This window comes from Vibrio minamisatsumaniensis (assembly GCF_050337445.1).
Taxonomy (GTDB): domain Bacteria; phylum Pseudomonadota; class Gammaproteobacteria; order Enterobacterales; family Vibrionaceae; genus Vibrio; species Vibrio artabrorum.
In genome coordinates, this window is record NZ_JAKJSY010000050.1 from 14848 (window position 1) to 35286 (window position 20439).

The following is a 20439-nucleotide window of genomic DNA, read 5'->3' on the forward strand; positions in this document are numbered from 1 at the left end:
TGAGCAAAATGGAATTGAATCAAATCCTTGAGGGAATGCTGTCTCAAAAAGCGTCGGATCTTTATATCACCGTTGATGCACCGCTCCTGTTTCGTGTAGATGGTGAATTACGGCCTCAAGGAGAGAAGCTGAATGTCACTCAGGTTACTCGGTTACTTGATATGATGATGGATCAAGAGAAGCGTCATGAATATAAAAAAACGCGTGAGGCGAACTATGCCATTGTGCGGGACTTTGGTCGCTTTCGTGTTAGTGCATTCTTTCAACGAGAGCTTCCTGGTGCGGTTATTCGACGCATCGAGACTGATATCCCAACGTTTGAACAGTTAAAGCTTCCAGATGTACTACAAGATCTTTCTATTGCGAAGCGTGGACTGGTGCTGGTGGTTGGGGCAACAGGTTCTGGTAAATCAACCTCAATGGCTGCGATGACAGGTTATCGTAACGCTAACCGATCAGGGCACATATTGACCGTTGAAGACCCAATTGAGTTCGTCCACGAGCACAAGAAGTGTATTGTGACTCAGCGTGAGGTCGGGCTCGACACTGATAGTTATGAAATTGCGCTTAAGAATTCATTACGCCAAGCACCAGATATGATCTTGATTGGCGAAATCCGTAGCCGCGAAACGATGGAGTATGCGATGACCTTTGCTGAAACGGGTCACTTGTGTATTGCAACGCTGCACGCCAATAATGCCAACCAAGCGTTAGAACGTATTCTTCACTTGGTGCCGAAAGAGCAAAAAGAGCAGTTCTTGTTTGATCTGTCGATGAATTTACGTGGTGTCGTGGCTCAGCAACTCATTCGCGATAAGAATGGCAGCGGGCGCCATGGTGTATTTGAAATTCTGTTGAATAGCCCACGAGTGTCTGACTTGATTCGTCGTGGCGATCTCCATGAGCTAAAAGCAACCATGGCGAAATCGAAGGAAATTGGTATGCAAACCTTTGATCAAGCTTTGTATCATTTAGTGGTTGCAGGCAAGATCAGCGAAGAAGATGCATTTCATGGTGCCGATTCTGCTAATGACTTACGCTTAATGCTAAAAACTCGATGTGGTGATGTAGATTATGGAACGGGACCATTGGCAGACGTTAAGATTGATATGGATTAGAAGTACTTTATTGGTACCAATAAAAACCCGCATCTAGGCGGGTTTTCGTTCATTCAAAGTGACGCTCAGTACATACCGACACGGTTGTTGTCACTTGAGTAACCACGTTCTTTTTCTAATTTGATTTTAGTCGGATATTGTTCGCCAGTATAACCGGCAGATCCACCACCCATTGAGCTGCATGCTGATAATGCTAGAGCGGCGAAGATAGCTAGAAAAATTTTCATGTGAACTCCCACATTCTGGTTTTGAATTGCACCGACATTACGATGTGAAATTCGAGTGGGATCACAAGTTAGCTTAAATTTCGCTCACTTAATTCTCATTAAGAATATTGTGCTTCAAACCAGCTCTCTAGAATAACAACGGCGGATTGATTATCGACATTACCTTTACTTAGCGCTTTATAACCGCCCATTTCAAAAAGATCGGCTCTTGCTTCTGTCGTAGAAAGTCTTTCATCATGCAGTTCCACATCAATACCAAAGCGTCCTTTTAGACGGTTGGCGAACTTTTTCGCCCTTGGTGTGATCGCAGCTAGGTCTTTACCATGAAGATCGGTCGGAAGACCAACCACTATCAGGTTCGGCAGCCACTCCTTAATCTGCTTTTCGATATCGTCCCAGTTTGGGATACCATCTTTGGCTTTAAAAGCTTTGAGAGGGCTTGCGGTGCCTGTGACTTCTTGTCCTATCGCACTGCCGATACTTTTTGTACCGTAGTCAAATGCCATAATTGTTCGTGACATGGGGATTCCAAATTTATCTGTGTTTGAGAGTGTCTGTTTATTTTATTTAGCCGATTTGAGCTAGGCGTGACCAGCGTCTGCTGAAAGCTGAGCCGCATTAATACCTAGCATCTGCACGGCGACTTTCCAGCGTTCAGAAATAGGCGTATCGAAGATGACCTTTGGATCGGCTTCAACGGTTAGCCATGAGTTTTCGGTCAGTTCGGTTTCCAGTTGTCCTGGTTCCCATCCTGCATAACCCAGTGCGACTAAATAATTCATCGGCTCATCTTCTGTCCCTAACACCATCAAGATATCTTTTGAGGTGGTTACCGAGATTTGATCAGTCATCTTGATACTGGATTGGTAGTTGCCTTTAGGTTTGTGCAAAATAAACCCACGGTCTTCTGCGACTGGTCCACCATTCAATACCGGTTTCTCAAGACTTGCTTGATTGGATTTCGGTTGCTCAGAATCAACCTCAACTTGTTTAAGCATGCTACCAACAGTGACGTCGATAGGGGCGTTGATCATTAAGCCCATCGCACCTTCATCGTTGTGTTCACAAAGGTAGATCACCGAATTTTGAAAGTAAGGGTCTTTCATTCCGGGCATAGCGACCAGAAAGTGGTTCGTTAAATTCATAGAGCCTCCTGCCAGTGTGTTCCCAGTAAAGGAAAAAGAGCGGCGTAGAGCCGCTCATCAATTCTGTGCCTAATGACGTCTGTGCTTGCAATAGCAAAGGCTTTCTTTAGTTTAGGCTATTTAGTGTTAACGCGACGCTCGATTGCATCCATTAATTTACCCGTAATTGAAATATCAAAAGCGGCTTCAATTTCACGGATACAAGTAGGGCTAGTCACGTTAATTTCTGTCAGCTTGTCGCCAATAACATCCAGTCCTACAAAGATTAAGCCTTTCTCTTTTAGTGCAGGAGCCACGGCTCTTGCGATAGCCCAATCGGTGTCACTTAGCGGACGAGCTTCACCAGTACCGCCAGCGGCAAGGTTACCTCGAGTTTCCCCTTTTGCTGGGATACGAGCGAGACAGTAAGGCATTGGCTCACCGTCAACCACAAGAATACGCTTATCACCATTGCTGATGTCTGGAACAAAGGTTTGTGCCATTGCGTAGTTCTGACCGTGGTTGGTCAAGGTTTCAATGATCACCGATACGTTTGGATCGCCTTCCTTCACGCGGAAGATAGATGCGCCACCCATGCCATCAAGGGGTTTTAGGATCACGTCCCCATGCTTCTCGCGGAATTCTTTAATCTTTTCTGCTTTACGAGTCACGATGGTCGTTGGGGTCAGTTCTGGGAACCAAGCAGTGAACAATTTTTCGTTACAGTCGCGCAGGCTTTGCGGTTTATTGACGATCAGTGCACCGTTTTCCTCAGCGCGCTCAAGAATGTAAGTTGCGTAGATGTACTCTGTATCAAACGGAGGATCTTTACGCATCAGTACCGCATCTAAATCTGATAGTGCAATAGTTTGCTCTGACTTAAATTCGTACCAACCGTTTGGATCTTCTTTGAGTTCTACCACCTTAGTGTCAGCAATGGCTACGCCTTGATCTAAATGTAGGTCATCCATTTCCATGTAATGGATTTCGTAACCACGACGCTGAGCTTCAAGCATCATGGCAAAGCTAGAGTCTTTTTTGATGTTAATGGATGAAATTGGATCCATTACGATGCCAAGTTTGATCATTTTTTTCTCCTAGCCTAGATCGCCAAAACGGACTTGTAAGGCAGTAATTGCGGTTAGAGCAGCTGTCTCGGTACGAAGTACACGTGGGCCGAGTAGCGTCTCTTCAAATTTGTATTGTTCTGTCATGCCGATTTCTTCAGCTGACAAGCCACCTTCAGGGCCAATCAATAAGCGCACCTTACTGATGGGTTCTGGAAGGGTGTTAATTGAGTACTTTGCACGAGGGTGCAGGTTTAACTTTAATGCTTCGCTTGGTTCGCTGCACCACTCCTCAAGTTGCATAATTGGACGAATGACAGGAACCGTATTGCGGCCACACTGTTCACACGCCGCGATAGCAATCTTTTGCCACTGTGCGAGTTTTTTCTCGAAGCGTTTTGTATCCAGCTTAACGCCACAGCGCTCTGAAATTAGAGGGGTAATGGTGTTCACACCAAGCTCAACCGATTTCTGAATCGTGAACTCCATTTTGTCACCACGTGAAATCACTTGGCCTAAATGTAAGTCTAACGGAGACTCGCTGCTGTGCTCGATGCGTTCAGAAACATTAACGGTGACATTTTTCTTTGATACTTCAGCTATCGTCGCAGGGAATTCAGCACCACTGCCATCAAATAGAAGAACTTCTTGGCCTTCTTTCATGCGAAGGACGCGACCAACATGACCCGCGGCATCTTCGCCTAAAGCGAGTGAACCTAACTGATGGATGCGTTCTGGGTGATGGATACGAGGGATTCTCATGCTGGTAAACCTATAAATATGTTCATTTGGGTATTTTGTCTCTGCCTAACATGGATGCTTTTCGTTGAAAAAACAAGGGGAGAGCAAGAGTTTCAGGGCAATTCTGAAACTCTTTTTTGAGACAGTCAGGAATAGTGCTTCAACGAAAGGGGTTATTGACAAGCAGGGTAAACAAATGGGTTGTGATTACCTTGGATGGCATAGATTTTCTGATCACGAGTACATTCCCACTTGTCGACAGGAAATTGCTTGTTCCACGCCATCATCAGGTTGGTTTGTTGCTTAGAGAGCTTGAAACCATACTCTTGGCTCATGTAAAGATAAGTGCGAGCGATAGAGCCTTTTGCTCTGTCTGGCGGCATAACCTTACGCTGCTTGAAGTTAACTTGCATTTCACACTGACCGTAGCTCACGCCATTCACGCCATTCCACTGGCTGAAGTTGTAATTGGATCGATCTCCGTTCACCTCTCCAATCGCGGGAGTCAAGTTGTGAAGGTCGGCCTCCATGGACTTGAATACCTTATCATGGCGAGTGCAGTTCTTGCGCCCACCGTCTTGCCAGCACTGACGCTGGTGACCGAATTGCCAAGCTGGAACCACGTGTTCCCACTCAATTCGACTTGCTCGTTTTAGTTGCTTTCGAACTTGATAGCCACAGCTGTTCAGATCTGGGATACCTTTCTTTTTGTCTTTCCAAGTGATGTCACAACCACAATAAAAAGAAGTAGGGTGGTCGAGATAAATCTTCACCGCTTCTTTTTTTGCTTTGGATAATGAGCTCGGCGGAGCGGCGAAAACGCTTTGGGTTACCAGTAGGCCCAATACTATCGATAAGAAATAAGACACTGATAGGCCAAATGCTTTGAAGGTGAGTTTTTGCATAGAAAAAGACTGATAAAAGTATGATAAACGTAAGTCTATCACTCAAATATCAGGTCGCTCTATTAGATTTATTCTAACGAGCCAATCAATCGGTTATTCGCTTAGTTGAGTTCCAGTAAAAGCTAAGGTTTGCTGGCACCGTTGGCAGCGATAGGTCGATTGATTTCGAAGTACTTTGTTGTGTCGTCGGATTGATAATGGGTAAGTGGCGCACTCACATCGATATTCAAAGGTTTTTCCTTGAACTGAAGTGATTTCAAAACGGTGAGTTGTTCTGGCCGGTACGTTGAATACCTTTTCCATGACGTATTTCCACTCATTGCCGTGAGGTCTCACTCGGCCAAATACCTGATGAGTAATTAAGTGTGCAAGCTCATGAGGCACAACCTCATTGATGAAGGCTTCTTCATTCTCGGTAAATAGCACAGGGTTGAGCTTAATTTCGTTGAGCTGAAGGTAGGCCTTTCCCGCCGCCTTACCTCTTAACTTATAGGTGATAATTGGGTGTGGAAATTCACGAGAGAAATGTTGATTTGCGATAGCTAGGCACTCGGCCAATTTCTTATTTGCTCGATGTTGTTGCGGGGTGTAAGACAAACGTTGTTAACTCCAAATAAAAGGCCTCAGCGTTTAAGCTAAGGCCTCATCATAACATTGCTCGTTACTATGGCGATTATTTATAGATGGTGATTCTTCTTGATGATCGCGTGATAAGCATGCCATGTACCATAACCAAGCAGCGGCATCGTGACAATCATACCTATCCCGTAAGTCGCAAACCCCACTAAAATTCCAGCGCAAATAATGCTCGCCCACACCACCATCGCAGGGATGTTTGACCTTACCGCATTAAAGCTAGTGAAAATGGCACTCATTACATCAACGCGTCTTTCCATCATTAATGGAATTGAAAATGCCGATATGCTGAATATCAGGCTTGCGATAACAAAACCAATCACTGAACCGGTGATTAAGAAGGGAGCAAACTCAGTCAATGGCGCACCTTGCACTGAAGGGTAAAGTGCGTGCAATAACGCCGCGATACGCATCCAAAATATCATCGCGACCATCAATACCACTGCAAAGGCCCATTGATGGGTAGAGTTGCGAGTGATGGCTTTCATCGAGTGCAGTAGGTTGGCGTTGTGCCCTTTTTCTCTTTCCCAAGCGGCATCATACAAACCCAGAGCAAGAAATGGGCCTATCAGCATGTAGACGATCAGGCTTGGCATCACAACAAGGTGCGTTCCTTGCCATTGAACCAGTTGAACAATGGCGATAGCGGCCACCATAAAGCACAGTCCGTAAAATGCGCTGATTAACGGCATTTTTACTAAGTCATGCAGAGCAAGCGACAACCAATGAAAGGGCGCGGAAATACTGATTTGGTTGCAAGGAATAGTTCGAGCGTAATCTTGGTCGCTGACCTTGTCTTTTTTCTCGTTGAGTTCGGATGTGTGAGCGGTACGAGGCATAGATCCCCCTAGTTAAATAACGTCCTAGTTATAATTCCATAAGGCTCACCGATGTGGCTTGTGTGAGAGCTATGGTGTTGAGCTCAATGGCTCTTTGTCATCCCAGTTATTGTTCTAGCGTGCATTTAACGAGCGTTATCAGACTGAATTAATTTAAGTTAAATGTGAGCTTGATCGCTTAGGAGTTACCTTAACTATTGTCAGTAGTGATGGAAAATACAAATTATCGGCGTTTTTTTATACTAAGTGGTTAACGGTAAAAGAGGTAGGTAGAGTCGGGGATACCGAGAAAGAGTTGGTAAGTGCATAAAAATAAAGCCCTTACTCAGAAGTAAGGGCTTTAAAGAAACAAATTGCAGTCGCTAAATTATTTTAGGCCTGCGAAATCCGCAAGGATTGCGGCTTTGTCTGTCGCTTCCCAAGGGAACTCTTCACGACCAAAGTGACCGTATGCAGCTGTCTGTTTGTAGATAGGTTGAAGAAGGTTCAGCATCTCTTGAAGACCGTATGGACGTAGGTCGAAGTTTTGACGAACGGCTTCAATGATGATCTCGTGCGCTACTTTTTCAGTACCAAACGTTTCAACCATGATAGATGTTGGATCTGCAACACCGATAGCGTAAGACAGTTGAATCTCACAACGGTCAGCCATGCCAGCCGCTACGATGTTTTTTGCAACGTAACGCGCTGCGTAAGCTGCAGAACGGTCAACTTTTGATGGATCTTTACCAGAGAATGCACCGCCGCCGTGACGAGCCGCGCCGCCGTAGGTATCAACAATGATCTTACGACCGGTTAGACCACAGTCACCCATTGGGCCACCGATAACGAAACGACCGGTTGGGTTGATAAAGAAGTTCGTGTCTTTGTTGATCCACTCAGCAGGAAGTACTGGCTTGATGATCTCTTCCATAACCGCTTCACGTAGGTCTGGTGTGGTTACCGAATCACAGTGTTGAGTCGAAAGAACAACCGCATCGATACCGACAATCTTGCCTTGGTCGTACTGGAATGTTACTTGTGATTTCGCATCTGGGCGAAGGAAATCAAGCTTGCCGCTCTTACGTACTTCAGCCTGCTTCTTAACCAGAAGGTGAGAGTAAGTAATTGGTGCAGGCATTAGGATTGGTGTTTCGTTGGTCGCATAACCAAACATGATACCTTGGTCGCCCGCGCCTTGATCTTTAGGGTCAGCTTTATCAACACCTTGGTTGATGTCTGGAGACTGCTTACCAATGGTGTTTAGTACTGCACAAGAGTCGGCATCAAAGCCCATATCAGAGTGAACGTAACCAATTTCACGTACTGTTTCACGAGTGATTTCTTCGATATCAACCCATGCCGATGTTGTTACTTCACCGCCAACCATAACCATGCCGGTTTTTACGTAAGTCTCACAAGCAACGCGTGCTTTCGGATCTTGTTCCAAGATGGCATCAAGAACAGCATCAGAGATTTGGTCTGCAATTTTATCTGGATGACCTTCTGAAACAGATTCAGAAGTGAATAGGTGCTTAGCCATGAGAGCTCCACTTTTAGTTTTTGGTTGCAAATAGTTTTGGTTGCAAACAGTGATATGTAAATAATTTTAGGCGTCGCAAGCTAGGAAGCGCTGCCACTCAATAAAGTATGTTCTGTAGGTGTTTCTACATCTAGACGGCTATTCTAAATTCCAGCGGTTGAATTACAAGCTCTTTTTTATGATATGCCATAACTAAACGTTTGCGTGGCGTTGAGGTTTATTGTTGTTGGCTGACATAAATGTTCGAAAGTTGCGAAAAATGAACATTAAAATGCCAGTAAAACGTTTGCAGTCGCTAAAGTCGTTTGAGAGAATACCCGCGCTAATAAAAATGAAAAGTTTAGCATCTATCTCTTTTTTAATTCGCTTATGTACTCAGGAGCAGACATGCCTTCTCGTAAAGATCTAGCCAATGCAATCCGCGCACTCAGCATGGACGGTGTTCAACAAGCAAATTCAGGCCACCCAGGCGCACCTATGGGTATGGCTGACATCGCTGAAGTGCTTTGGCGTGGCCACTTGAACCACAACCCAGCAAACCCAGAGTGGGCTGACCGCGACCGTTTTATCCTATCTAACGGTCATGGTTCAATGTTGATTTATTCTCTGCTTCACCTTGCAGGTTACGAGCTTTCAATTGAAGACCTGAAAAATTTCCGTCAACTGCACTCTAAGACTCCAGGTCACCCAGAGTATGGTTACGCACCGGGCATCGAAACAACGACGGGTCCACTAGGTCAAGGTATCACTAACGCTGTTGGTATGGCGATGGCAGAGAAAGCACTGGCGGCACAGTTCAATAAAGAAGGCCACGACATCGTCGATCATTTCACTTACGTGTTCATGGGTGATGGCTGTCTGATGGAAGGTATCTCTCACGAAGCCTGTTCTCTAGCCGGTACGCTTGGTCTTGGTAAGCTAGTCGCTTTCTGGGATGACAACGGCATCTCTATCGATGGTGAAGTGGAAGGTTGGTTCTCTGACGATACACCTAAGCGTTTTGAAGCTTACGGTTGGCATGTAATCCCAGCGGTAGATGGTCACGACTCTGACGCTATCAACGCAGCGATTGAAGCGGCTAAAGCGGACCCTCGTCCAACTCTTATCTGTACTAAAACGATCATCGGTTTTGGTTCGCCAAACAAAGCAGGTACGCACGACTGTCACGGTGCTCCACTAGGCGCTGATGAAATCACAGCAACGAAAGCAGCACTGGGTTGGGAACACGGTCCTTTTGAAATCCCAGCGGATATCGCAGCAGAGTGGAATGCAAAAGAAGCAGGCGCAGCAAAAGAAGCGGCGTGGAATGCTAAATTTGACGCATACGCAGCGGCTTACCCAGAGCTAGCAGCAGAATTCAAACGTCGTACTAACGGCGAACTACCCGCTGAGTGGGAAGAGAAAGCATCGGCAATCATTGCTGATCTTCAAGCTAACCCAGCAAACATCGCTTCACGTAAAGCCTCTCAAAATGCACTAGAAGCGTTTGGTGCTATGCTACCTGAATTCATGGGTGGCTCTGCTGACCTTGCGCCTTCTAACCTGACTATGTGGTCTGGTTCTAAGTCGCTTGAAGCAACTGACTTCTCTGGTAACTACATCCACTACGGTGTACGTGAATTCGGTATGACAGCGATCATGAACGGTATCGCCCTTCACGGTGGTTTCGTACCCTACGGCGCAACGTTCCTAATGTTCATGGAATACGCACGTAACGCAATGCGTATGGCGGCTCTGATGAAAGTTCAGAACATCCAAGTTTACACACACGATTCTATCGGCCTAGGCGAAGATGGTCCGACTCACCAACCGGTGGAGCAGATCGCTTCTCTACGTTTGACTCCAAACATGAGCACATGGCGCCCATGTGACCAAGTTGAGTCTGCCGTGGCTTGGAAACTGGCAATCGAACGTAAAGAGGGTCCTTCTGCACTTATCTTCTCTCGTCAAAACCTTGCACAACAAGATCGTGACGCTGAGCAAGTGGCTAACATCGCTAAGGGTGGTTACATCCTGAAAGATTGTGCTGGTAAGCCAGAGCTAATCATCATTGCAACCGGTTCTGAAGTTGAGCTTGCGGTTAACGCTGCTGCTGAGCTAACGGCTGAAGGTAAAGCAGTACGCGTAGTCTCTATGCCTGCCACTGACGCATTTGACAAGCAAGATGCGCAGTACCGTGAGTCTGTACTTCCATCTGACGTAACGGCACGTATCGCTGTTGAAGCGGGCATCGCTGACTTCTGGTACAAGTACGTTGGTTTTGGTGGCAAGATCATCGGTATGACAACGTTCGGCGAATCTGCACCAGCAGACGAGCTGTTCAAAATGTTCGGTTTCACGACTGAAAACGTTGTAAACACAGCGAAAGAGCTTTTAGCTTAATACTCTTTAAATTATTTTGAGTATAGAAAAGAGAAAACCGAGCCATGTTGCTCGGTTTTTTATTTTGGATTCTATGAGTTTAAGATTTACTCAAACTCATTACCCCGGTTATCTTTTTCTTTGCGGCCACAGATTTTACACGTCACGTATCGATCCATGTCGTAGTAATGCCCACCATTGATAAAGGTGTGAGCCATTAGCTTAACTCTTCCAAGTAACGAACGATCACTGTCGTAGCTGCTCGTTTTTCTCACTAAGATTTCGCTATGAGGCGTTTCTTGTGAACATTGCTTACAAAAGTGGGTCGCTGGGTAACCTGACATAGTCATTTCCTTTGGGTGATGAAACGAGAAAAGAAACAGCCAACAGAAAAATAATTTATCTTTCAGCTAAAATGCATATCATTGAAATATTAATCAAGTTTTATAGAGGTAATGCTTCGATACATATCACGAATTTAATGCGCTTTAGATGGCTATCGGTTACTATTTGTGGCATGAAAATCATGTAGGGCGATGGAATCATGCTAAAAGTCGCGATAAACGGATTTGGAAGAATAGGGCGTAATGTATTGCGCGCTGTTTATGAAAGTGGCAAAAGCCAACAAATCAAAGTAGTAGCGGTCAATGAGCTTGCTCAGCCGGACGCTATGGCTCACCTATTGCAGTACGACACCAGTCACGGCCGCTTCGGTAAGAAGATCTCCAACGACCAAGAACACATCTATGTTCACCATGGCATCGGTGTGGAAGATAAGGGTGAGTTCGATACGATTCGTATTTTGCACCTTGCTGATATCGAGCTGTTGCCGTGGCGTGACCTTGAGGTGGATATTGTTCTCGATTGTACAGGTGTTTATGGCTGTAGAGATGATGGTCTAGCGCACATTGCTGCTGGTGCTAAAAAGGTGTTGTTTTCACACCCAGGTGCTAACGACCTAGACAACACCATTATCTACGGTGTCAATCACGATACTATCGAAGCTGACCACAGAATCGTTTCTAACGGTTCATGTACTACTAACTGTATTGTCCCGATCATTAAGGTACTTGATGATGCCTTTGGCATTGAGTCCGGTACCATCACAACCATTCACTCTTCAATGAATGATCAACAAGTTATCGATGCGTACCACAGTGATTTGCGCCGTACTCGAGCGGCAAGCCAATCTATCATTCCTGTTGACACCAAATTGCATAAAGGTATTGAAAGAATTTTCCCGAAATTTTCTAACAAATTTGAAGCGATATCTGTGCGCGTGCCGACGGTAAACGTCACAGCGATGGATTTAAGTGTCACAATTAATGCAAATGTGAAAGTTAATGACGTAAATCAAACCATTGTTAATGCCTCCCAGTGTACATTACACAATATAGTTGACTATACTGAAGCGCCGCTCGTTTCCATCGACTTTAATCACGATCCCCATAGCGCAATCGTTGATGGTTCACAAACTCGAGTGAGTAATGGCCACCTAGTGAAAATGCTCGTGTGGTGTGACAATGAATGGGGCTTTGCGAACCGAATGCTGGATACGGTTCTTGCAATGCAAGCTTCTGAAGGCAAGAAGTAAGGTCTAGAAGCAAATATGCGGATTATTTATTTTTAGCTTGAAATAAATGCAAAGTATCCACATATTATAAGCAGCTAAAGTATTACCAGTTGAATAATTTATAGACTTAGCAGGGTTGCTGAGTTTCCAAAACTTTATATTTATTTAAATTTGAGAGGACAAATCATGTCTGTGATCAAGATGACTGACCTGGAACTTGCAGGTAAACGCGTATTCATCCGTGCTGACCTAAACGTACCAGTAAAAGACGGTAAAGTAACTTCAGATGCACGTATCCTAGCATCACTACCAACTATCAAACTTTGTCTAGAAGCTGGCGCAAAGGTAATGGTTACTTCTCACCTTGGTCGTCCTACTGAAGGCGAATACAACGAAGAGTTCTCTCTAGCTCCTGTAGTTAACTACCTAAACGACGCACTAGACTGCGACGTTAAACTAGCGAAAGATTACGTAAACGGCCTAGAGCTAAACGCTGGTGAACTAACGGTTCTTGAAAACGTTCGCTTTAACAAAGGCGAGAAGAAGAACGAAGAAGCACTTTCTAAGCAATACGCTGCACTATGTGACATCTTCGTAATGGATGCATTCGGTACAGCTCACCGTGCTCAAGCTTCTACACACGGTGTGGGTACTTACGCTCCTGTAGCATGTGCTGGTCCTCTTCTAGCGGCTGAGCTTGAAGCGCTTGGTAAAGCAATGGACAACCCAGCTCGCCCACTAGTGGCTATCGTTGGTGGTTCTAAAGTTTCTACTAAACTAACCGTTCTAGAATCTCTTTCTAAAATTGCTGACCAACTTGTTGTTGGTGGTGGTATCGCGAACACATTCATCGCTGCTGAAGGCCACAACGTCGGTAAGTCTCTATACGAAGCTGACCTAGTTGAAACGGCTCAAAAGCTAATGAAAGAGTGTGCTATCCCAGTAGCAACAGACGTTGCATGTGCGAAAGCGTTTGACGAAAACGCAGAAGCTGAAATCAAGCACGTTTCTGAAGTTCAAGACGACGACATGATCTTCGACCTTGGTCCAGATTCAACGGCGGCACTAGCTGAAATCATCGGCAACGCAAAAACTATTCTTTGGAATGGTCCTGTAGGCGTATTCGAATTCAAGAACTTCGAAGCGGGTACAGCGGGTATTTCTAAAGCAATTGCTGACTCTGCAGGTTTCTCTGTAGCTGGTGGTGGTGATACGCTAGCAGCTATCGACAAGTTCGGTATCAAAGCTGACGTTTCTTACATCTCTACTGGTGGTGGCGCTTTCCTTGAGTTTGTTGAAGGTAAAGTACTTCCTGCAGTAGCAATGCTTGAAGAGCGCGCGAAAGCATAATTGATTTAGAAAGGCGAGATGTGAATCTCGCCTTTTATCGTTTGCTGCGTATCACACTTTTTTGCTAGAATAGCGCAAGTTGTGAGCAAACGATTGCAAGTTTTTGAACTTAAGTTTTTTAATCTTAAAACGATAGAATAAATAGGACTATTTCCATGTCTAAGATCTTCGATTTTGTAAAACCTGGTGTAATTTCTGGCGATGACGTACAGAAAGTATTTGAAGTAGCAAAAGAAAACAAATTTGCACTTCCTGCTGTAAACGTTGTTAACACTGATTCAATCAACGGTGTTCTAGAAGCAGCGGCTAAAGTTAAAGCTCCTGTTGTTGTTCAGTTCTCTAACGGCGGTGCTGGTTTCTTCGCTGGTAAAGGCGTTAAACTTGAAGGTCAAGGTGCACAAATCCTTGGTGCTGTAGCGGGTGCAAAATACGTACACGCTGTTGCTGAATCTTACGGTGTTCCAGTTATTCTTCACACTGACCACGCTGCGAAGAAACTTCTTCCATGGATCGACGGTCTACTAGACGCTGGTGAAGAGTTCTTCGCTCAAACTGGTAAGCCTCTATTCTCTTCTCACATGATCGACCTTTCTGAAGAGTCTCTAGAAGAAAACATCGAAATCTCTGGCCAATACCTTGCGCGTATGGCTAAGATGAACATGACTCTAGAAATCGAACTAGGTTGTACTGGTGGTGAAGAAGACGGCGTTGATAACTCTGATATGGACGCATCTGAGCTTTACACTTCTCCTGAAGATGTTGCATACGCATACGAGAAACTAACAGCTATCAGCCCACGTTTCACTATCGCTGCATCTTTCGGTAACGTACACGGTGTTTACCAAGCGGGTAACGTTGTACTGACTCCTACTATCCTACGTGACTCTCAAGCATACTGTGCAGAGAAGTTTGGTATCGCACCTAACGCTCTAAACTTCGTATTCCACGGTGGTTCTGGTTCTTCTGAAGCAGAAATTCAAGAGTCTATCGGTTACGGTGTTATCAAAATGAACATCGATACTGATACACAGTGGGCTACTTGGGATGGTATCCGTACTTACTCTGCTGAAAACTTTGATTTCCTACAAGGTCAAATCGGTAACCCAACTGGCGAAGCTGCGCCAAACAAGAAGTACTACGATCCACGCGTATGGCTACGTGCTGGTCAAGCTTCAATGGTTGCTCGTCTTGAGAAAGCATTTGCTGACCTTAACGCTATCGACGTACTATAATTCTTTGAATTTAAGTACTCTTTAAGTTTTAAAAAACCCGCTCATTGAGCGGGTTTTTTTATGCGTGACAAAAACTTGTATTAAATATGTGAAAAACCTAGCCTACGGTAAATAAATTTCGTAGTCTTTTAGTTATCGGTATTTGTGTTTATTGGTAAGTGTTATTAATTCAAATGCTTACATAAATATGGCTTTGCAATCTGTCAAAGATAGGATATCGTGCCGAAAAACTAAACTTGGTTTAGTTTCTAAAAAAGGACTAGTCTTTAATTTGCTTTTAACACAGTAACTTAACAGGATTTGAACTGTTTTTTTGTTGAGCAGGTTTGGCTTAAGGCAGTTTAGTTTAAAGTATATTACATAGAGGATACACATTATGGCTGATAGTTCGACAGCGACTGATACCCCAATGGTGGATGGTTTGTCTCTTGCAAATCAGTGGTTAACAAATAATTCAGATCTCTTTATCCAATACGGCGTAAATATCATTTCAGCATTGGTTATCCTATTTATTGGTAACCTGATTGTGAAAGCGGTAGCCAATAGTATCTCTAAGGTTCTTGAGAAAAAGGATATGGATAGAGCCGTTATAGAGTTTATCCATGGTTTAGTTCGTTACTTATTGTTTGTTATTGTTCTTATTGCTGCACTTGGTCGCTTAGGGGTTCAAACAGCATCTGTGGTAGCGGTTATTGGTGCTGCTGGTTTAGCGGTAGGTCTTGCACTGCAAGGTTCACTGTCTAACTTTGCGGCAGGTGTCCTTATTGTTGCCTTCCGTCCATTTAAGTCAGGCGACTATGTAGAAATTGGTGGTGTAGCGGGTTCGGTTGATTCGATTCAAATCTTCCAAACCGTCCTTACAACACCCGATAATAAAATGGTCGTAGTACCTAACGGTAGTGTTATCGGTAGCCCAATTACCAACTATTCACGCCACACAACGCGTCGAATTGATTTGATGATAGGCGTCTCTTACAAGGCCGATCTTCAGAAAACAAAAGCGTTGCTGACTAAGATCTGTGAGTCTGATGAACGTGTGTTGAAAGAGCCAGGTGTACTAGTTGGTGTGCATACACTTGCTGACTCTTCCGTTAACTTTGTGGTTCGCCCATGGGTGAACACTGCTGACTATTGGGGGGTTTATTTCGACCTTATGCAAGCGATCAAAGAAGGCTTGGATAATGAAGGTATCGAAATCCCATTCCCGCAAATGGATGTACATATGAATAAAGTAGAAGCTTAAATTAAGGCTCTCTTTGATACGATTAATAAAAAACGAGGCTGAGCCTCGTTTTTTTATATTTGAATAATAGTGTTGTCCAGTTTGCTGAGTAAAATGGGTAATGATGATCCTGCAAAGCCGATAGTGATGGTTGGCTCTCCGGGGGTATAAAGTATTTCTTCACATTGATAGAGTTGTTGGTCGACGACGATTGGAATATCACTTGGTATCACAAATGGGCATACCGCTCCTGGCACACAATGCGTTTGACTTATCATTTCTTCATCGCTACAAACGGATGGACGTTTTCCTAACACCTGCTTTAGCTTTTTACTGTCTAAGCGTTTATCTTTATCGGTAAGATACAGTGCAAAACCGCCCCCCTTTAATTTTAAAAACAAACTCTTACTGTGTGTTCCTGTCCACCCTAGTCGTTTTGCAACGATCAGATCGGTTTCGAAATCTAAAATGGGTTCGTGTTGCCATTCATTGAACTCAATACCTGCATTTTTTAATAGGGAAATGTTGTGCTGATAGATGTTGTCTAACGTGGTCATGATGAGTTCCTTACCAGTATTTTTCGGCCAATTCTTGTGTGAGTAAAAAAGCGATAACAAACATCATGATCGCAACCACAATATCAATGCTTTTCTTAACATTCGGTTGCGAGAGTGTTGGGCCTAGCTTCGCAGCTCCTAATGATAACGAGTAAAACCAGACGAATGAAGCTAAGATCGTCCCAACCGCAAAGGCAAGTCTGTCATTGCCTTCAAACTGTCCGCCAATGGATCCAAGAATTACCACGGTATCCAGATATAAGTGTGGGTTTAATACGGTTACCGCCAAAGCACCTAAGATGACGGTTCGTTTACCACGAGCCACGATCTCCCTCTTTGATTCATCACCGGTATGCCCTCTGAAAGCACTTCTAAGCGATAACAAGCCATACATTGTTAGAAAGGCAATACCACCTAATGTTACTGAAGTTAACAGTACTTCATTTTGCGATAAGATAGCACCACCACCAAAAATACCTAATGAGATAAACAGGGTATCGAGTAGGCTACAGATTGTCGCAGTCGTTAAGTGATGGTTACGTTTTATCCCTTGATTTAGGACGTACGCGTTCTGTGCACCAATCGGGATAATCATGCTTGCCCCTAAGCCAAAACCTTGTAATAAAACCCAAAAACTCATTTTAATCTCCACTTATTTAACGATATTCACAGACTATGGGGCGAAGATACCCCGACTATTTAAATAAGTATAATTAATGATTTTAATCCATTATTAGAGTTGCTAATGTAATGGTGAATTAGCTTAAAAAGGAAGCAAATTGATGCGTGGATTGGATTATAAATGGATAGAAGCTCTGGATGCCGTTGTGAAACAACGTAGCTTTGAGAGAGCTGCTGAGCAGTTATATATCTCCCAGTCAGCAGTGTCTCAGCGTATCAAGCAGCTAGAAAAGTGGTTAGCTCAGCCGGCTCTCGTGAGAGAAAGCCCACCAAGGCCAACACCGGCCGGAAGAAAGTTGCTGGGCTTGTACCGGCGGGTTCGATTATTAGAGCACGAGCTTGTGCCTGAGTTAATGAATGAAGACGTTACTCAGCCACTATCGATCTCCATTGCTACTAATGCTGATAGCTTGGCGACATGGTTACTGCCAGCTCTATCTGATGTGATGAAGTCTCGTAACGTTGAGTTGAACCTCGCGATTCATGGTGAGTCTAGAACCCTTGATAAGATCAAAAGTGGTGAGGTTGCTGGGGCGATCAGTTTGGAGTCTCAAGCTCTTCCGGGTTGTAGTGCCGACTATCTTGGTAGGATGGACTATGTCTGTGTGGCTAGTTCTGATTTCCATGACCGCTATTTCTCCGAGGGAGTGAGTTACACAACACTCAGTAAAGCCCCGGCGGTTTCGTATGATCAGTACGATGATCTGCATAAAAAGTTTCTGCATGATCATTTTAATGTGCCAAGAGACAGTATCATTAACCATACGGTCGGTAGCTCGGAAGCGTTCGTACGTTTAGCGTTGTCGGGCGTTGCCTACTGTCTGATTCCTCGATTACAGATCATCGATGAGCTAGAATCAGGAGCTCTTATTGATATTACGCCTGGCTTTCTGTTGTCTTATCGCATCTATTGGCACCATTGGCAGCTAGAGAGTGGAGTCCTAAAAGAGATATCTCAAGCGATATTGAGTTTTGCTCACAATCACTTACCTCAGTAAATCGTTGCTTTTTCAAGCGTCAAAGTTCTGTTAGAAGTGCGTATCTGAATTGGCTAAACTGCAAATTGCTCTATGATGAAAGTATATTTTTTTAGCATAGGTCTATCTCATGAAGTTTGTACCAAAGATGTTAGCAACGTCTCTTACTTTCACTGCAATATTGAGCGTTGTTAGTTTTCCATCCTTAGCGGGCTCTCCATCCTTTCCGCATATTTCAACGACCGGTTATGGTGAAGTGATCGCGAAACCCGATATGGCGACATTCTCTGTGAGAGTTGTTGAATCGACAATGACCGCGGAACAGGCTAAAAATACTGTTGATACAGTGGTGACGAGTTTCTTAAATAAACTTCATAAAGCGGGAGTCGAAGAAGCGAGCGTCCATAGTTCGAACTTGTATTTGTCGCCTCAATACCACTACCCGAAAGGTGGCAAACCTGAATTAGTTGGCTACCGAGCCTCACGTAATGTGACGGTTCAAGTGACTAAGCTCGCGAATCTCAATGAGTACATGGATATCGCCATTGGAGAGGGTATTAATCAGATTGATAACATCCAGCTTCAAGTTCGCGACCAAGCTAAGTATCAAGAGCAAGCGCGCTTAGCAGCCATTAAAGATGCAACAACAAAAGCGAAATCATTAGCGAATGGTTTTGAGCGTAAGCTCGGTGACGTATGGCGTATAGACTACAACGCACAACCTTCTCAGCCTGTGTTAATGCGTTCAATGGCAATGGATGCAAGAACGGAATCAAACTCTTATGAAGATTCAACGATCACGATCCGCGATCGTGTGGATGTGATTTACCATATAGAAGAGTGATGAGGTCATTATCGCAGCTTTTAGATCATGATGATCTTATTACCTATGATAGGCTAAATGCAAAAAGGCTCTCATCATGAGAGCCTTTTTATGCCTATTGAATTCGATGATTAGTGCAGCAAGCGTGCTCGAATGGTGCCTTCGATCTCTTTCAGTTTAAGCAGAGCTTCTTCTGATCGATCGGCTTCTACATCAATCACCACGTATCCCATATCAGCAGTCGTTTGCAAGTATTGACCTGCAATGTTGATCCCTTCTTCAGCGAAGATGGTATTGATTTGAGTCAGAATACCAGGGCGGTTTTCGTGGATGTGTAGCAAGCGAGATGTGCCAGTATGCAGTGGTAGCGATACTTCAGGGAAGTTAACACTCGATAGCGTAGACCCGTTATCAGAGTATTTTGCGAGTTTACCTGCCACTTCGACACCAATATTCTCTTGTGCTTCTTGAGTTGAACCACCCACGTGAGGCGTTAGGATCACATTGTCGAATTGCATTAATGGAGACTCGAATGGGTCAGCATTGGTTTTTGGTTCTGTTGGAAAAACATCGATCGCCGCACCAGAAAGGTGGCCAGATTCCAGAGCACCACATAGAGCAGGAATATCGACGACCGTGCCGCGTGCTGCATTAATAAAGATAGATCCAGGCTTCATGCGCTCGAACTCTTCTTTACCCATCATGTTTTTCGTTTCGTTGGTTTCAGGTACGTGGAAAGAGATCACGTCACACTTGTTCAGCAATTCTGTCATAGTATGAACTTGAGTTGCGTTACCTAGCGACAGTTTGTTTTCAATATCGTAGAAGTAAACACGCATACCAAGGTTTTCCGCAATAATACTCAGTTGAGTACCGATGTGGCCGTAACCAATAATACCTAGACGCTTACCACGAGCTTCGTTAGAGTTGTCGGCGCTTTTTTTCCAGATGCCACGGTGAGCAAGCGCGTTCTTTTCTGGAATGCCACGAAGTAGCAATAGAATCTGGCCAAGAACAAGCTCTGCAACGCTTCGAGTGTTTGAGAATGGGGCATTGAACACAGGGATACCGCGCTTTGCTGCCGCTTTAAGGTTGACTTGGTTAGTACCAATACAGAAACAGCCGATAGCAACCAATTTTTCAGCAGCATCAATAACGTCTTGGGAAAGGTTCGTGCGAGAACGAATACCGATGAAATGAGCATCTTTAACCGCTTCAAGAAGTTCTTCTTCAGGTAGCGAGCCTTTATGGTACTCAATGTTTGTGTAACCGGCGGCTTGCAATACTTCTACAGAAGAAGGGTGAAGACCTTCCAGAAGTAGAATCTTAATCTTTTCTTTTTCCAATGAAACTTTAGCCATTATTCTCGTCCTTAAAATGGGAAGGTTGGGCAAATGCGGCGCACGTGCTGCAAAATGGCAGAAAGGGGAAGCAAATTCACCATTTTGTTGGGAGACAAACGTTTCCTTGTGCGTCTTCTGAAC

General features: G+C 44.4%; 21 protein-coding genes. 8 read left to right on the plus strand and 13 right to left on the minus strand.

The window, feature by feature from the left end; all coding sequences use genetic code 11:
* Positions 1-8: 8 nt before the first annotated feature.
* The gene (locus L4B77_RS12355) at positions 9-1118 is read left to right on the plus strand and encodes a PilT/PilU family type 4a pilus ATPase (protein ID WP_429750744.1); all 1110 of its coding nucleotides are present in this window, start codon (positions 9-11) and stop codon (positions 1116-1118) included.
* A 65-nt stretch (positions 1119-1183) separates the two neighbouring features.
* On the opposite strand, the gene L4B77_RS12360 is transcribed toward L4B77_RS12355, so the two are convergent.
* The 9 genes from L4B77_RS12360 to metK form a co-directional block, all read right to left on the minus strand.
* Complete coding sequence (locus L4B77_RS12360; protein ID WP_429750746.1) at positions 1184-1345, minus strand: hypothetical protein; 162 nt, start codon at positions 1343-1345, stop codon at positions 1184-1186.
* A gap of 98 nt (positions 1346-1443) precedes the next feature.
* Positions 1444-1866: a Holliday junction resolvase RuvX gene (gene ruvX, locus L4B77_RS12365; protein WP_261838148.1), complete on the minus strand. Its 423-nt coding sequence runs from the start codon at positions 1864-1866 to the stop codon at positions 1444-1446.
* 60 nt (positions 1867-1926) lie between these two features.
* Positions 1927-2490 carry a YqgE/AlgH family protein gene (locus L4B77_RS12370; RefSeq protein ID WP_261838147.1) on the minus strand — a complete coding sequence of 188 codons (564 nt, stop codon included), beginning with the start codon at positions 2488-2490 and terminating at the stop codon, positions 1927-1929.
* Between the two features lie 116 nt (positions 2491-2606).
* Entirely contained in the window at positions 2607-3557 is a 951-nt protein-coding gene (gshB, locus tag L4B77_RS12375) for a glutathione synthase (RefSeq protein ID WP_261838146.1), read from the minus strand.
* 9 nt (positions 3558-3566) lie between these two features.
* Positions 3567-4298, minus strand: coding sequence for a 16S rRNA (uracil(1498)-N(3))-methyltransferase (gene rsmE / locus L4B77_RS12380; protein ID WP_429750749.1), 732 nt, complete (start codon positions 4296-4298; stop codon positions 3567-3569).
* A 152-nt stretch (positions 4299-4450) separates the two neighbouring features.
* Positions 4451-5182 (minus strand): endonuclease, encoded by a 732-nt coding sequence (locus tag L4B77_RS12385; protein WP_429750751.1) that lies wholly within the window; start codon positions 5180-5182, stop codon positions 4451-4453.
* Positions 5183-5275: 93 nt separating this feature from the next.
* On the minus strand, positions 5276-5779 hold the full coding sequence (locus tag L4B77_RS12390) for a SprT family zinc-dependent metalloprotease (RefSeq protein ID WP_261838143.1): 504 nt from the start codon (positions 5777-5779) through the stop codon (positions 5276-5278).
* 80 nt (positions 5780-5859) lie between these two features.
* On the minus strand, positions 5860-6657 hold the full coding sequence (locus L4B77_RS12395; protein WP_429750753.1) for a DUF2189 domain-containing protein: 798 nt from the start codon (positions 6655-6657) through the stop codon (positions 5860-5862).
* A 367-nt stretch (positions 6658-7024) separates the two neighbouring features.
* Positions 7025-8179 carry a methionine adenosyltransferase gene (metK, locus tag L4B77_RS12400; protein ID WP_065102940.1) on the minus strand — a complete coding sequence of 385 codons (1155 nt, stop codon included), beginning with the start codon at positions 8177-8179 and terminating at the stop codon, positions 7025-7027.
* A gap of 387 nt (positions 8180-8566) precedes the next feature.
* On the opposite strand from metK, the gene tkt reads away from it, so the two are divergent.
* A complete protein-coding gene (tkt, locus tag L4B77_RS12405) occupies positions 8567-10561 on the plus strand; it encodes a transketolase (protein ID WP_429750756.1) in 1995 nt (664 codons plus the stop codon).
* An 86-nt stretch (positions 10562-10647) separates the two neighbouring features.
* On the opposite strand, the gene L4B77_RS12410 is transcribed toward tkt, so the two are convergent.
* The gene (locus L4B77_RS12410) at positions 10648-10884 is read right to left on the minus strand and encodes a hypothetical protein (RefSeq protein ID WP_372067680.1); all 237 of its coding nucleotides are present in this window, start codon (positions 10882-10884) and stop codon (positions 10648-10650) included.
* Positions 10885-11084: 200 nt separating this feature from the next.
* On the opposite strand from L4B77_RS12410, the gene epd reads away from it, so the two are divergent.
* The 4 genes from epd (at position 11085) to mscS (ending at position 15938) form a co-directional block, all read left to right on the plus strand.
* Positions 11085-12134 (plus strand): erythrose-4-phosphate dehydrogenase, encoded by a 1050-nt coding sequence (gene epd / locus L4B77_RS12415; protein WP_261838139.1) that lies wholly within the window; start codon positions 11085-11087, stop codon positions 12132-12134.
* Between the two features lie 165 nt (positions 12135-12299).
* On the plus strand, positions 12300-13463 hold the full coding sequence (locus L4B77_RS12420) for a phosphoglycerate kinase (protein ID WP_372067683.1): 1164 nt from the start codon (positions 12300-12302) through the stop codon (positions 13461-13463).
* A 155-nt stretch (positions 13464-13618) separates the two neighbouring features.
* Positions 13619-14695, plus strand: a complete 1077-nt coding sequence (fbaA, locus tag L4B77_RS12425) for a class II fructose-bisphosphate aldolase (protein ID WP_261838137.1) — start codon at positions 13619-13621, stop codon at positions 14693-14695.
* Between the two features lie 376 nt (positions 14696-15071).
* On the plus strand, positions 15072-15938 hold the full coding sequence (mscS, locus tag L4B77_RS12430) for a small-conductance mechanosensitive channel MscS (RefSeq protein ID WP_429750759.1): 867 nt from the start codon (positions 15072-15074) through the stop codon (positions 15936-15938).
* Between the two features lie 53 nt (positions 15939-15991).
* On the opposite strand, the gene L4B77_RS12435 is transcribed toward mscS, so the two are convergent.
* Positions 15992-16474, minus strand: coding sequence for a YbaK/EbsC family protein (locus L4B77_RS12435; protein ID WP_429750761.1), 483 nt, complete (start codon positions 16472-16474; stop codon positions 15992-15994).
* Positions 16475-16484: 10 nt separating this feature from the next.
* Positions 16485-17114: a LysE/ArgO family amino acid transporter gene (locus L4B77_RS12440; protein ID WP_372040727.1), complete on the minus strand. Its 630-nt coding sequence runs from the start codon at positions 17112-17114 to the stop codon at positions 16485-16487.
* A gap of 142 nt (positions 17115-17256) precedes the next feature.
* Here L4B77_RS12440 and L4B77_RS12445 point away from each other — a divergent pair, with 142 nt between their 5' ends.
* Together L4B77_RS12445 and L4B77_RS12450 are read left to right on the plus strand one after the other, a co-directional pair.
* Complete coding sequence (locus L4B77_RS12445) at positions 17257-18153, plus strand: LysR family transcriptional regulator ArgP (RefSeq protein WP_429750764.1); 897 nt, start codon at positions 17257-17259, stop codon at positions 18151-18153.
* Between the two features lie 109 nt (positions 18154-18262).
* Positions 18263-18976, plus strand: coding sequence for an oxidative stress defense protein (locus L4B77_RS12450; protein ID WP_429750766.1), 714 nt, complete (start codon positions 18263-18265; stop codon positions 18974-18976).
* 110 nt (positions 18977-19086) lie between these two features.
* Here L4B77_RS12450 and serA read toward each other — a convergent pair whose 3' ends face one another.
* Entirely contained in the window at positions 19087-20316 is a 1230-nt protein-coding gene (gene serA, locus L4B77_RS12455; RefSeq protein ID WP_429750768.1) for a phosphoglycerate dehydrogenase, read from the minus strand.
* Between the last annotated feature and the right edge of the window lie 123 nt (positions 20317-20439).